Source organism: Prauserella rugosa, from assembly GCF_000719975.1.
GTDB lineage: Bacteria > Actinomycetota > Actinomycetes > Mycobacteriales > Pseudonocardiaceae > Prauserella > Prauserella rugosa.
The window spans coordinates 373,666-386,909 of sequence record NZ_JOIJ01000002.1 but is presented as its reverse complement, the minus strand read 5'-3'; the positions used below and the strand labels follow the sequence as shown (position 1 = coordinate 386,909).

Here is a 13,244-nt window from a genome sequence, read left to right as displayed (position 1 = left end):
CGGAAGGGCCGCCGATCCCGGACGGATCGGCGGCCGGTGTTCCGATACTGGGGGAGCGGGACGGCGAGGTTACTCGCCCTTCCACACCGGCTTACGTTTCTCCGCGAAGGCCCTCGCGCCCTCCTTGGCGTCGGCGGAGGTGCGCACCGGGTCGAGGAACTCGTTCTGCCTGGTGAACTTCTCGTCCAACGGCCAATCGGCGGACCGGACGAGGACCTGTTTGGAGGCGGCCAGCGCCAGGGGCGCGTTCTCGGCGATCTGCTCGGCCAGTTCGATCGCGCCGTCGAGTGCGCCTCCGGCCGCGGTGAGGCGGTTGACCAGCCGGGCCTCGGCTGCCTCGGCGGCGGGCCACATCCGTCCGGTCAGGACGAGTTCCATCGCCAGGTGGTAGGGAATCCGCTCCTGCAGGCGCAGCAGTCCGCCCGCACCCGCCGTGAGCCCCCGCTTCACCTCGGGCAGCCCGAACTGTGCCTGCTCACCGGCCACCACCAGGTCGCAGGCCAGGACGACCTCGAAACCACCGCCCAGCGCATAGCCCTCGACCGCGGCGACGAGCGGTTTGGCCGGCGGCTGCTGCACCAGTCCGGCGAAACCACGTCCCTCGACGACCGGGAGCTCGCCGCGGGCGAAGCCCTTGAGATCCATGCCGGCGCAGAAGGTGCCGCCCGCGCCGGTGATGACCCCGACCGACAGGTCGGGCCTGCGGTCGAGCTCGTCGACGGCCTCGGCGATCTGCCGCGACATCGCCAGCGACATCGCATTCCTCGCCTTCGGCCGGTTCATCGTCAGGACGAGAACCCGGCCGCGTTCGCTGACCTGCAGTTCGGGTTCGTCGGCTGCGGGGTCGGTCATGGGCGCTCCCGGATCGGCTCTGCAATGCACTGGGTGTTCGGCTCTGGTGTTCGGCTCGGGGTCAGCGTGGCGCCATGCGGATGGCGCCGTCGAGCCGGATGGTCTCGCCGTTGAGCATGGGGTTGTCGATGATCTGTTCCGCCAGCTGAGCGTACTCGCCGGGCACGCCGAGGCGGCTGGGATTCGGGATGGACCTGCCGAGCGAGTCGCGGACCTCCTCGGGGAGTCGCGCGAGGATCGGCGTGTCGAACAGGCCCGGCGCGATGGTGGTCACCCGGATCTGCTTCGAGGCCAGGTCGCGGGCCGCCACGAGGGTCATGCCCACGATGCCTGCCTTCGACGCGGCGTACGGCAACTGTCCGATCTGTCCCTCGTAGGCCGCGACCGACGCGGTCAGGACGCACACGCCGCGTTCGCCGTCGACCGGCTCGTTGCGTGCCATCCGTGCCGCGGCGAGGCGCAGGACGTTGAACGTGCCGTAGAGGTTCGTCCGCACGACGGTGTCGAACATGTCCATCGATCCCGGGTTGCCGTCCCGGTCGACCAGTCGCACCGCGCCGCCGCGTCCGGCACAGTGCACGACGGCGCGCAGCGGGCCCGCCTGCTCGGCGGCCTCCAGCGCGGCGTCGACCGTGTCGGCATCGGTGACGTCGGCCGGGGCGAAGGTGCCGGCGAAACTGTCCGCCACCGCGGCGCCGTCCGAGGAGGGCAGGTCGAGTACGACGACGTGCGCGCCGCGGGCGGCCAGCCGGGTGGCGGTGGCCAGGCCGAGTCCGGAGGCGCCGCCGGTGACGACGACGGAGCTGTCGGTGAGATCCACGGTCCTTCTCCTTGCGCGGGTCGGCTGGGTGCGCGGGCTGGTTGGTGGCGCGGGTTGGCTGGTGGTGTGGGTGGGTCGGTGGTGTGGAGGGGTCGGTGGTGCGGTGGCCACCGGCGGTGCGGGCAGCGCGTGTCCGCCGGGACGGGTGCGGGTCAGAGGCGTTCGACGAGGGTGGCGTTGGCCATGCCGCCCGCCTCGCACATCAGCTGCAGGCCGTAGCGGTGGCCGCCGTCCTCGAGTGCATGCAGGAGGGTGGTCATCAGGCGCGCGCCGGAGGCGCCCAGCGGATGGCCGAGGGCGATCGCGCCACCACGCGGATTGAGCCGTGCCTCGTCGGCGCCGGCGTCGCCGAACTCGCGCAACCAGGCCAGGGGCACCGGGGCGAACGCCTCGTTCAGCTCGACGTGCCCGATCTCGTCGAGGCCGATGCCGGACCGTTCGAGGATCCGGCGGGTCGCGGGGATGGGGGCGGTGAGCATGGACAGCGGGTCGTCACCGCAGACGTGCATCGCCCGGATGCGTGCGCGGGGCCTGAGGCCCAGCCGCGCACAGGTCTCGGCGTTCATCACCAGGACGGCGCTCGCCCCGTCGGTGATCTGCGAGGAGTTTCCGGCCGTGACGTGCCAGCCGATCTCGGGGAAACGTTCCGACACGGCGGCGTCCCGGAACGCGGGCTCGAGCGCGGCGAGCTTCTCGGCCGAGGTTCCCGGGCGGATCGTCTCGTCCTCGGTGACGGTGCCCTCGGGCGTGGTGACGGGCACGATCTCCCGGTCGAACGCCCCGGACGCGCGCATCTCAGCCGCGCGCGCGTGCGAGCGTGCCGAGTACTCGTCGAGTTCGGCGCGGTCGAGTTTCCACCGTGCGGCGACGAGTTCCGCGGCCACGCCCTGCGAGACGAGCCCCGGGCGGTACCGCCGGCGCACCCCCTCGCCGAACGGATCGGCGTCGAGCCGGGCCGAGCCCATCCGCACGCGGCTCATCGACTCGACACCCCCGGCGACGGCGATGTCGTAGGAGCCGGCCATGACCGCCTGGGCGGCGAAGTGCACCGCCTGCTGGCCGGAACCGCACTTGCGGTCGATCGTCGTGGACGGCACGTGTTCGGGCAGGCCCGCCGCGAGCCACGCCATCCGGCCGGGGGTTGCCGACTGTTCGCCGACCTGCGACACGCAGCCGATGAGCACGTCGTCGACGGTGGCCGGATCGACGCCGGTGCTCTCGAGCAGGCCGGTCAGGGTCTGTCCCAGCAGGTCGACGGGATGCACGCTCGACAGGGCACCGCCCGGTTTTCCCTTGCCCATCGGGGTGCGTACCGCGTCGACGATGACGGCGTCGCTGATTTCCCGCGCTGGAATCATGGTTAATTACTTATCATGATATGCATGTCTAGGTCCATGCTCGCGTGCGGCGCCGGGGCCTGAAGGGCGCCACCGACACCCCCATTCTCGCCGCATCATCCGGCCGCCTGTTGACAACCGTGGTGGATAAACCAGGATAATGATTACAACCAAGGAGGTCGCTGATGACCGATGACATCCGGGAGATCCGGCAGCTCGCCGCGCAGGTGGCCGCCGAGGTCTACGCCCCGATGGCCGCCGAGCTGGACGCCGAGCGCAGGCCCCTTCCGGTCGAGGAGCGCAGGCGCCTCGGCGAGCTGGGCTTTCTGGGGATCGCGCTGCCCGAGGAGTTCGGCGGATCCGGAGCCCCGATCGCCCACGCGCTGGCCGTCATCGAGGAGCTCGGCAAGGTGTGCAGGCCCGCCGCGTTCCAAGTGTTCGAGTCCAACACCGGGCCCGCGCAGGTGATCAACCACCTCGGCACCGACGAGCAGCGCAGGCGCTGGCTCCCGGACATCGTCGCCGGGGAGCGGACGATGGCGGTCGCGATCTCCGAACCCGACGCGGGCTCGGCGGCCACCGACATGCGCACCGCCGCGAAACCCGTCGACGACACCTACGTCATCAACGGCACCAAACGGTGGATCTCCAACGGCGGAGAGGCCGACCTGTACCTGGTCTACACCCGGCTGTCCGACGCGCCCGGTTCGAAGGGCATCGGCGCGATCGTGGTGGAGAAGGGGACTCCGGGCCTGAGCTTCGGCCCGCAGGAGAAACTCATGGGCTTCCGCGGGATCCCGTCCGCCGACGTGATCCTCGAGGACGTGGTGGCGCCGGCCGCCGACGTCGTCGTGCCTGCCGGCGGCTTCGGCAAGCTGTTCGGGGTCTTCTCGATCGAACGGCTCGGCAACTCCACGATGAGTCTCGCCGTCGCGCAGGCCGCCCTCGATCGCACGATCGCCTACGTGCAGGAGCGCGAGCAGTTCGGCAAACCGCTCGTGGAGTTCCAGAGCGTCCAGACCGTGCTGGCCGACATGGTGTTGCAGGTCGAAGGTGCACGTGCGCTGCTGGAGAAGGCCGCCGACACCGCGCGCGCCGGACTGCCCGACCCGTTGCGGGTCTCGCTCGCCAAGTGCACGGCCAACGAGATGGCCAAGCGCGTCACCGATCTGGGCATGCAGTTGCACGGCGGCAACGGCTACACCGAGGAGTACGGCCTCGAACGGCTGCATCGGGACGCGCACGGCTGGGCGATCGCGGGCGGAACCCCCGCCATGCAGCGCACCCGCATCGTGTCGGAACTGCTCGGCCGCCGATTCGACCAGCGCCGCTGACCGAACCTCCGATCCGGACCGAAAGGCGAGATGGTGGCACCAGAGCAGTTGTTCGACCTGTCCGAGGGGCATCGCACGATCCAGCAGGCCGCGCGGGACGTCGCCGCGGCGGTCGAGCCGTTCGCGGCCGAGGCCGACGAATGTCCCGACGTGCACGAACGAACCGCGGCGCTGCTCCGGGAATCCGGACTGGCCCGCCAGGTCGTGCCCGCCGACTACGGCGGCGCCGCCGACACGCTCGACCCGCTGGCCATCGCGGTCGTGCGGGAGGCGTTGATGTACAGCTCGGCGCATCTGGACTCGCTGTTCGGTATGCAGGGCGTCGGCAGCTACTCGCTCACCGTCGGCGGGTCCGCCGAGCTCAAACGCGCCTGGCTGCCCCGCGTCGCGGCGTTGGAGGCGATCGCGGGCCTCGCGCTCACCGAACCGGACGTCGGCTCCGACCTGCGTGCCATCACGACGACGATCGAGCGCCGCGGCGGTGAACTCGTCGTCCGCGGGCGCAAGTCGTTCATCACCAACGGCGGCGCCGCGTCGTTCTACTGCGTGCTCGGCAGGGAAGGGGACGGCTACTCGATGGTGCTGGTCCCCGCGACGTCGCCGGGCCTGCGTGCCGAGCGGGGTGCGGACATCATCGCCCCGCACATCCTCGGGGAGCTGGCCTTCGACGACGTCGTCGTGCCCGAGGCGAACCGGCTGGGTGAACCGGGCAAGGCATTCTCGCTGATGTTGCAGACCCTCGCGGTGTTCCGCGTGACCGTCGCCGGATCCGGGGTGGGACTCGGCCAGGCCGCGCTCGACGAGGCGACCCGGCACGCCACGACCCGGACCCAGTTCGGCAGGCCGTTGCTCGAACTCGGTGCGGTGGGGCAGAACCTGGCGTCCTCGTGGGCCGACGTCGAGAGCGCGCGGGCGATGACGTACCGCGCCGCATCGCTCGCCCGTACCGACCCGCTGTCGCATTTGGACTACTCGTCGATCGCGAAGGTCGTCGCCACCGAGGCGGCAGGGCGCGCGGCCGACCGCGCGGTGCAGAGCATGGGCCGGTTCGGGCTCGTGCGGGGTTCGAAGATCGAGCGGCTGTACCGCAACGCGCGGCCCCTGCGGGTGTACGAGGGTGCGACCGAGGTGCTGCTCGACTCGCTGGCCAGGCGGCTGGGCAAGAAGGCCGCGGTCGACCCGGCAGGGAAGAAGGTGTCCTGAATGGACCTCGGACTCGACGGAACCGTCGTGCTCGTCACCGGTGCCAGCCGCGGTCTCGGTGCCGCCATGGCGACGACGCTGGCCGCCGAGGGCGCCACGGTCGTCGCCGCCGCACGCAGCAAGGACTCCCTCGCGGAGGTCGCCGCGCGCGGCGAAGGGCGGATCACCACCGAGGCCGTCGACATGCGCGACGAGGAGGCCGTCACGGCGCTCGTCGAGCACGTCGTGGCCCGGCACGGCCACATCGACGCCCTGGTGAACAACGCCGGCATCGCTCCGGCGGGCAGGTTCGCCGATCAGGACCCCGCGGTGTGGAAGGAGACCATGGCGGTCAACGTGCTCGCCCCGATGCTGCTCGCCCAGGCCGCGGGCAGGCACATGATCGCGCAGGGGAGCGGCCGCATCGTCAACGTCGCGTCCACGACCGGCGTGCGCGGGAAACCGCACCTCGTGGGGTACTCGACCTCCAAGGGCGCCGTCGTCCGGATGACCGAGGCGCTCGCCGCGGAATGGGCGGGCAAGGGCGTGCAGGTGAACTGCATCGCACCCGGCGCGTTCGCGACCGACGCCCAGAGCGCCGTCCTGGAATCGCCGGAACTGCTCGCGCGCCGGGTCAAGAAGATCCCCTCGGGACGGATGGCCGACGCCGAGGAACTCATGCCGCTCGTCTGCCTGCTCGTCTCGGCGCGGTCGCCGTTCACCACCGGTGCGGTGTTCGTGGTCGACGGCGGCGAATCCGGAAAGTTGTGACCGACATGATCATCGACGCCCACACCCACGTCTGGCCCGACAAGATCGCCGCCGCGGCGCTCGCCGGTAACCGGCTGCCCGGACTGACCCCGCGCGGGGACGGCACCGTCGGCGGGCTGACCGCCACGATGGCGGGCACCGGCGTCGACATGAGCTGCTGCCTCGGTATCGCCGCCGAGGCGCGGCACGTCGACTCGGTCAACCGGTTCGTTGCGGGCACCGCCAGCGACCGGCACGTCCCCGTCGGCACGGTGCACGTGGACCTGCCGGTGGAAGAGAACCTGGCGAGCCTGCACCGGCACGGCCTGCGCGCCGTGAAGATCCACCCGCTGTTCCAGAACTACGCGCTCGACGACCCGCGGCTGTGGGCGATCCTCGAGGCGTTCGGCTCGGACATCGCGGTGATCACCCACGTCGGTGCGGGCAGCGCCGACGCCCGCACCAACAGCCTGTCCAGCCCGCGCATGATCGCCGACATCGCGCGCCAGTTCCCCGATCTGCGGCTGATGGCCTGCCACTTCGGCGGCTACAAGATCCTCGACGACGCCGAGGAGATGCTCTCCGGCGCCGACGTGGTCCTCGAGACGTCGTGGCCGCCGGGGCTGAACACCTTGCGCCCCGAGCGGGTGCGCAGGCTCATCCGCAACCACGGTGCGGAACGGATCGTGTTCGGCTCCGATTGGCCGATGGCCGACCCCGCGGCCGAGATCGCGGCGATCGACGCGCTGGGGCTGACCGACGGCGAGACGAAATCGGTGCTGGGCGGGACGCTGGCGCGCGTGCTGGGAATCGCCTCGCCGTGGGCGTGAGACTGCGCGTGCGGAGCGTGCCGGGCACCACCCGCGCCGACCCGGACGGCGATTCGAAGGGCGAGTCAGACCGTGCCGAGATGGGTCCAGGTGATCGGCGCGGCCAGCACGTCGGGGAACTTGCGCTCGGCGTACTTGACGTATTCCTCGATGTGGTGGGCCATGGCCTCCGCCGAGGCCTGCGGATCCCGGGTCGCGATCGCCTGGTAGATCCGCAGATGCGCCTTGTGCACGGCGGTGCGGCGCACCTGCGGGTAGTCGATGCCGATGGCTGACCCGTCGAGGATGCCCAGCAGCGCGTCCACGAGGTAACCGAACATGGCGTTGCCGCTGCCGTGGGCGATGATGTCGTGGAACCGCTTGTTCTCGGCGAGGAACACGTGCTGGTCGTCCAGCCCGTCGTGCATCGCCTCGACGCTCGATGCGAGCTGCGCCAACGCCGTGTCGTCGATCCGCTCCGCCGCCAGCCGCGCCATCATCGGTTCCAGTCCGGTGCGCGCCTCGGCGATGGTACGGAAGGGGGCGTTCTCGAACTGCAGCAGCAACGTCAGCGCCGTCGCCAGGCTCGAGGCGTCGGGCTGTTCGACGACCGGCCCGCCGCCCGGGCCGGGACGCAGCGAGATCACGCCCTGCAGTTCGAGGAAGCGCAGCGACTCCCGCAGCGTGCCCCTGCCGACGGCGTACTCGTCGAGCATGACCCGTTCCGGCGGAAGCCGTTCCCCGACGGTGTTTCCGCGTTCGTGGATGTCGGCCACGATGCGCTGCGCGACGAGCATCGCCGTCTTCCGCGGGCGAAGCGGAGGCTGGACCATCACGCCGCCCCGGTCTCCGGCACGGTGTCCGAGGTTCCCGACGCTGCCGCAGTCCCCGCAGTCCCCGCAGACCCCGCAGTCCCCGGATTCCCCGCTGTGTCCGCGGTTGCCGGAGCTGCCGCGTTCCCTGGGGCGCCGTTGTTGGTGGGGCCGATGACGCCGATGACGCCGTCGGCGGCGAGGGCGGTGAGCTCGGCGGCGGGCAGGCCGAGCTCGCCCGCGAGGACGTCCCCGGTGTGCTCGCCGACGGTGGGGACACCGTCGTAGACCGGGCGCGGGCAGTCGCTGACGTGCAGGACCGGGCCCGGCATCAGTGCGGGTCCGAGCGCGCTTCCGGCGAGGTCGACGAGTGTGCGCTGCAGGAAGTGCGGATCGCGGGCGATGTCGCTGGCGTCGTTGACCGCGGCGGAGACGACCTCGTACTCGTCGAGCACGGCGAGGATCTCGTCGCGCGGTCTGCTGCCCACCCATCCGCGCACGATCTCCTGGAGTGCCTCGTTGTTGGCCATCCGCGCCGTGTTGGTGGCGTAGCGTTCGTCGGTCTTCAGTTCGGGCATCCCCATCGCGTCGAACAGCCGCATCGCGATGGCCTGGTTCGATCCGGCGATGGACAGCCACCCTCCGTCGGACGCCTGATAGATGCCGCGTGGGGAGGCCGCGCCCGAGCTGTTGCCGTGGCGCTGCATGATCGTGCCCGACGAGGTGTAGTTCAGCACCGCGTCGCCGAGGATGAACATGAGCGGTTCGTACAGCGCGACGTCGACCTCGGAGCCGTGGCCGGACAGCTCGCGGCGGTACAGCGCCATGGCCGTGCCGAACGCCGCGGAGATGCCGGCGATGGAGTCGGCGAAGCCGAACGGGGGAGCGGTCGGCGGGGTGTCCGGCCAGCCGTTGAGGAAGGCGTAGCCGCTGGCGGTCTCGGCGACCGTGCCGAATCCGGGCCGGGTGCGGTACGGCCCGGTCTGGCCGAAACCGCTGACCCGCGTCATCACCAGGCGCGGGTTGCGGGCGGACAGCGCGGCGTAGCCCATGCCCCAGTCCTCGAGCCTGCCCGGCCGGAAGTTCTCGATGAGCACGTCGGCCTCGTCGATCAGCCGCGTGACGACGTCCCGCCCCCGTGGCGTGCGCAGGTCGATGCCCACCGACCGTTTACCGGAGTTCAGCCGCGCGAAGCCGATCGCCGTGCCGTTGTGGGAGGGCTGCCACTGGCGGGCGAAGTCGCCCGCGGTGGGATCCTCGACCTTGACGACGTCGGCCCCGAAGTCGCGGAGCATGCGCCCCGCCGTCGGTGCCGCGTACATCGATCCGAGCTCGATCACCCGTACACCGGTCAGCGGCTGCGCGCCGGAGGGGACGGTGTCAGTCGCCATGTCGTCTCCTCTATGCGAATGGTGATGATAGATTAACACAACGATACGCGGTTCACGGCGCCGTCTGTCCAGTGTTCCCTGTCAGGTTCACCTGTAAGCCATGCGGCGTCCAGGGTTTCGCTGCAACTGTCGGGATGATGAACATGGTTATGGCGGGTGGTCGATACCGCACTGTGTTGTACGGCCGTCCCGCTTCCGGGTTAGGCTGCGTGTGCAGCCGTATGCGCACCGCCCGTGCTGGTCGAACATGGAGCAAGGGGGAGCCCGGACCGTGGCCCGAACACCCGCTTCACGGTCCGTGGTCGCCGTCCTCGCCACGTCGGGCATCGCGGTCTCGCTCATGCAGACGCTCGCGGTGCCGCTGCTGCCCGAGTTCCCGCGGCTGCTGGACACGACACCGTCCACCGCTGCGTGGCTGATCACCGTCACCCTGCTCACCGGCGCGGTGTGCGCACCGGTCCTCGGCAGGCTGGGCGACATGTACGGCAAGCGGCGCATGCTGCTCGTCGCGCTCGCGTCGATGACGGTCGGCAGCGCCGTGGGCGCGATGTCGAGCGAGGTCGCACTCGTGCTGGTGGCCCGCGGGCTGCAGGGTGTCGCGATCGGGGTCATCCCGCTCGGCATCAGCATCATGCGCGATGAACTGCCACCCGAACGCGTCGGCACGGGGATCGCGGTGATGAGCTCGACGCTCGGTGCCGGTGGTGCGGTCGGACTGCCGCTGACCGGATTCGTCGCCGAGCAGGCCGATTGGCACTGGCTGTTCTGGGGCTCGGCGCTGTTCGGGTTGGTGCAGATGGTGCTGGTGGTCCTGCTCGTGCCGGAATCGCCGGTGCGCAGCGGTGGCCGGTTCGACGCGGGTGGAGCCGCGGGCCTGTCGGCGGGGCTGCTGTGTCTGCTGCTGCCGGTGTCGCGCGGCAGCGAATGGGGGTGGGGCAGTCCGCTGGTGCTGGGCCTGCTCGCCGCCTCCGTGGTGATCTTCGTGGGATGGGGCTGGTACGAGCTGCGCGGGCCCTCCGCGCCGCTGGTGGACCTGCGGGTGTCGGCGCGGCCGGCCGTGCTGCTGACCAACGTGGCCTCGGTGCTGATCGGCGTGGCGATGTTCGCGGGGTTCATGGTGAGTGCCCAGATGCTGCAGGCGCCCGCCTCCACCGGATACGGCTTCGACCTCTCGTTGATGGAGAGCGGTCTCGCCCTGCTGCCCGTCGGTGGGGCCATGGTGGTGTTCTCCCCGCTGTCGGCCGTGATCTCGCGGCGGTGGGGACCGCGGGTGACGGTCATGGTCGGCACGAGCGTCCTCGCGGCGGGCAACTTCGCCCGGTCCGTCGTGCACGATCCGCTGGTCGCGGCGATCGCTGCCGTCACGGCGACCGCGATCGGTGCCGCGCTGGCCTACGGCGCCGTGCCCGCGCTGATCATGCGCGCGGTGCCGCAGTCGGAGACCGCGGCGGCGAACAGTCTCAACGCCCTGTGCCGCTCGATCGGCACGTCCAGCTGCAGCGCCGTCGTCGCGACCGTCACGGCCGGCATCGTGGTGCGGATCGACGGCACGGTGCTGCCCGGCATCGACGCCTACACGGTGATCTTCCTGATCGCCGGAGGGGCGGGCGCGCTCGCGTGCGTGATCGCCGCGATCACCCCGGCGCCCCGGGCCGCGCGCGAGTCCGACGCGTCCGCCGACGGCAGGCCTGCCTCGCCCGCCACCTGTGCGGCGCCCGGGCGGCGCTGATCGTCGTTCGTGCTCGGCCCTGACCCGTGACCTCTCGTGCTCGATCCCCGTGCTTGACCCTCCGGTGGCACACTGTCACGCTAGAACATGTTTCACCGGACCTGCGAGGACGCCGGCAGGTGGAGCGTGGCCGGGAGGCAGCATGGGTGCTGAAGTCGTCGTCGAGGGCCTGTCGAAGTCGTTCGGGAGACAGCCGATCTGGCGGGACGTGACCCTGACCCTTCCGCCCGGTGAGGTGTCGGTGCTCCTGGGGCCGTCAGGTACCGGTAAGTCGGTGTTCCTGAAGTCGATGATCGGCCTGCTCAAACCGGACAAGGGGTCGTGCACGGTCGACGGCACCGACATCGTGCGGTGCTCCGAGCGCAGGCTCTACGACACGCGCAAGCTCTTCGGGGTGCTGTTCCAGGACGGCGCGCTGTTCGGGTCGATGAACCTGTACGACAACGTGGCGTTCCCGCTGCGCGAGCACACGAAGAAGTCAGAGACCGAGGTCCGAGGGATCGTGCTCGAGAAGCTCGACATGACGGGTCTTTCGGGTGCCGAGGACAAGCTCCCCGGGGAGATCTCCGGCGGTATGCGTAAGCGTGCGGGGTTGGCTCGTGCTCTGGTGCTGGATCCGGAGATCATCCTGTGCGACGAGCCGGACTCCGGTCTCGACCCGGTGCGCACGGCCTACATCTCACAGCTGTTGGTGGATTTGAACGCGCAGATCGACGCGACGATCCTCATCGTCACGCACAACATCAACGTGGCGCGCACGGTGCCGGACAACATCGGCATGCTGTTCCGCAAGGAGCTGGTGATGTTCGGCCCGCGCGAGGTGCTGCTGACCTCGGACGAGCCGGTTGTCGAGCAGTTCCTCAACGGCCGGGTCCGCGGGCCGATCGGCATGAGCGAGGAGAAGGACTCGGCGCAGATGGCGCTCGAGGAGGCGCGCGCCGCCGCCGGCCACCACGACGGGTCCGTCGACGACGTGCGGGGCGTCGTGCCCCAGCTGCAGCCCACCCCCGGGTTGCCGGAACGCCGGGGCGTGCGGCGCCGCAAGGACCGGGTGATGTCGATCCTGCACACGCTGCCGCCCGAGGCCCGGCGCGGCATCACCGACTCGCTGACCGACGAGGACCGGCTCCGCTACGGACTGGGCGGGCACGCCGATGTGGGAGCCGGCCCGGCCGATCCGGCAGCCCCGACCGCCCCGAGCAACGGCCGGGCCGCGGGCATCGACGCGCTGGCACCACCGCGTTGACGGCGGGCCACCGGTGCGCGGGCCCGCACGCCGGGGCCCGTGGCCGTCCACGGGATACTGGACCCGTGCAGACCGGTGAGACTCCCGCGGCGCCCGCGATCCGCTTCCGAGGAAGGGCGATGCGCCGGGACCGGCCGCTGGTGATGGCGATCGTCAACCGCACGCCCGATTCGTTCTACGATCGCGGCGCCACCTACGGCACCGAGGAGGCCCTCGAAGCCGCCGAGCGCGCCGTCGCCGAGGGGGCCGACATCATCGATGTGGGCGGGGTGAAGGCGGGTCCGGGCACGGACGTCGACGTGGCGGAGGAGACCCGCCGGGTGGTGCCGTTCGTCGCCGAGTTGCGGTCCCGGTTCCCCGACATCGCGATCAGTGTCGACACGTGGCGGCACGAGGTCGGCAGACGCGCCTGCGAGGAGGGTGCGGACCTGCTCAACGACACGTGGGCGGGATCCGACCCCGAGCTCGCCGTGGTCGCGGCGGAGTTCGGCGCCGGGTACGTCTGCTCGCACACGGGCGGGGCCGTGCCGCGCACGCGTCCGCACCGGGTGCGTTATCCGGACGTCGTGGCCGACGTGATCGCCGAAGTGACCGGCAGGGCACGGCAGCTGCAGGACCTCGGGGTGCCTGCCGAGGGACTGCTCGTCGACCCGACGCACGACTTCGGCAAGAACACGTGGCACTCGCTCGCGCTGACCCGCGACCTGGGCCGGCTGGTCGACACCGGCTGGCCCGTGCTGGTGGCGCTGTCCAACAAGGACTTCGTCGGGGAGGCCCTCGACCTGCCCGTCGACCGCAGGCTCCACGGCACCCTGGCCGCGACCGCGGTGTGCGCGTGGCAGGGTGCGGCCGTGTTCCGCGCCCACAACGTCGCCGAGACGTGCCAGGCGCTCGATATGGTGGCGGTGATCAAGGGGGACAAGCCCCCCGCACACGTGATTCGCGGACTCGTGTGATCATCTCGCGATGACGCGGCGAGCGC

General features: G+C 70.9%; 12 protein-coding genes. 7 read left to right on the top strand and 5 right to left on the bottom strand.

What is annotated here, in order from left to right; genetic code table 11:
- Nucleotides 1-69 precede the first annotated feature (69 nt).
- From IF64_RS0104345 to IF64_RS0104335, 3 genes are all read right to left on the bottom strand, one after another.
- Nucleotides 70-852, bottom strand: coding sequence for a crotonase/enoyl-CoA hydratase family protein (locus IF64_RS0104345; protein ID WP_030530687.1), 783 nt, complete (start codon nucleotides 850-852; stop codon nucleotides 70-72).
- Between the two features lie 61 nt (nucleotides 853-913).
- Nucleotides 914-1,672 carry an SDR family NAD(P)-dependent oxidoreductase gene (locus tag IF64_RS0104340; RefSeq protein ID WP_030530686.1) on the bottom strand — a complete coding sequence of 253 codons (759 nt, stop codon included), beginning with the start codon at nucleotides 1,670-1,672 and terminating at the stop codon, nucleotides 914-916.
- Nucleotides 1,673-1,824: 152 nt separating this feature from the next.
- Nucleotides 1,825-3,012 (bottom strand): thiolase family protein, encoded by a 1,188-nt coding sequence (locus IF64_RS0104335; RefSeq protein ID WP_211252530.1) that lies wholly within the window; start codon nucleotides 3,010-3,012, stop codon nucleotides 1,825-1,827.
- Between the two features lie 182 nt (nucleotides 3,013-3,194).
- Between IF64_RS0104335 and IF64_RS0104330 the strand changes: the two genes are divergently transcribed.
- The 4 genes from IF64_RS0104330 to IF64_RS0104315 are packed head-to-tail and all read left to right on the top strand — an operon-like array spanning nucleotide 3,195 to nucleotide 7,105.
- Nucleotides 3,195-4,343, top strand: coding sequence for an acyl-CoA dehydrogenase family protein (locus IF64_RS0104330; RefSeq protein WP_030530684.1), 1,149 nt, complete (start codon nucleotides 3,195-3,197; stop codon nucleotides 4,341-4,343).
- A gap of 30 nt (nucleotides 4,344-4,373) precedes the next feature.
- The gene (locus IF64_RS0104325; protein WP_030530683.1) at nucleotides 4,374-5,546 is read left to right on the top strand and encodes an acyl-CoA dehydrogenase family protein; all 1,173 of its coding nucleotides are present in this window, start codon (nucleotides 4,374-4,376) and stop codon (nucleotides 5,544-5,546) included.
- Nucleotides 5,547-6,296 carry an SDR family NAD(P)-dependent oxidoreductase gene (locus IF64_RS0104320; protein ID WP_030530682.1) on the top strand — a complete coding sequence of 250 codons (750 nt, stop codon included), beginning with the start codon at nucleotides 5,547-5,549 and terminating at the stop codon, nucleotides 6,294-6,296. It abuts the gene before it with no gap.
- A gap of 5 nt (nucleotides 6,297-6,301) precedes the next feature.
- Nucleotides 6,302-7,105 carry an amidohydrolase family protein gene (locus IF64_RS0104315; RefSeq protein WP_030530681.1) on the top strand — a complete coding sequence of 268 codons (804 nt, stop codon included), beginning with the start codon at nucleotides 6,302-6,304 and terminating at the stop codon, nucleotides 7,103-7,105.
- 65 nt (nucleotides 7,106-7,170) lie between these two features.
- Here IF64_RS0104315 and IF64_RS0104310 read toward each other — a convergent pair whose 3' ends face one another.
- Nucleotides 7,171-7,917, bottom strand: a complete 747-nt coding sequence (locus tag IF64_RS0104310; protein WP_036875705.1) for a FadR/GntR family transcriptional regulator — start codon at nucleotides 7,915-7,917, stop codon at nucleotides 7,171-7,173.
- Complete coding sequence (locus IF64_RS0104305; protein ID WP_084705639.1) at nucleotides 7,917-9,287, bottom strand: CaiB/BaiF CoA transferase family protein; 1,371 nt, start codon at nucleotides 9,285-9,287, stop codon at nucleotides 7,917-7,919. Before IF64_RS0104305 ends, IF64_RS0104310 begins: the two co-directional genes overlap by 1 nt.
- A gap of 247 nt (nucleotides 9,288-9,534) precedes the next feature.
- Between IF64_RS0104305 and IF64_RS0104300 the strand changes: the two genes are divergently transcribed.
- The 3 genes from IF64_RS0104300 to folP all read left to right on the top strand — a co-directional run bounded on the left by IF64_RS0104300 (nucleotide 9,535) and on the right by folP (nucleotide 13,218).
- A complete protein-coding gene (locus IF64_RS0104300) occupies nucleotides 9,535-11,016 on the top strand; it encodes an MFS transporter (RefSeq protein WP_084705638.1) in 1,482 nt (493 codons plus the stop codon).
- A 142-nt stretch (nucleotides 11,017-11,158) separates the two neighbouring features.
- Nucleotides 11,159-12,262 (top strand): ABC transporter ATP-binding protein, encoded by a 1,104-nt coding sequence (locus IF64_RS0104295; protein ID WP_084705637.1) that lies wholly within the window; start codon nucleotides 11,159-11,161, stop codon nucleotides 12,260-12,262.
- A 119-nt stretch (nucleotides 12,263-12,381) separates the two neighbouring features.
- Complete coding sequence (folP, locus tag IF64_RS0104290; RefSeq protein WP_030530676.1) at nucleotides 12,382-13,218, top strand: dihydropteroate synthase; 837 nt, start codon at nucleotides 12,382-12,384, stop codon at nucleotides 13,216-13,218.
- The last annotated feature ends 26 nt before the right edge of the window (nucleotides 13,219-13,244 follow it).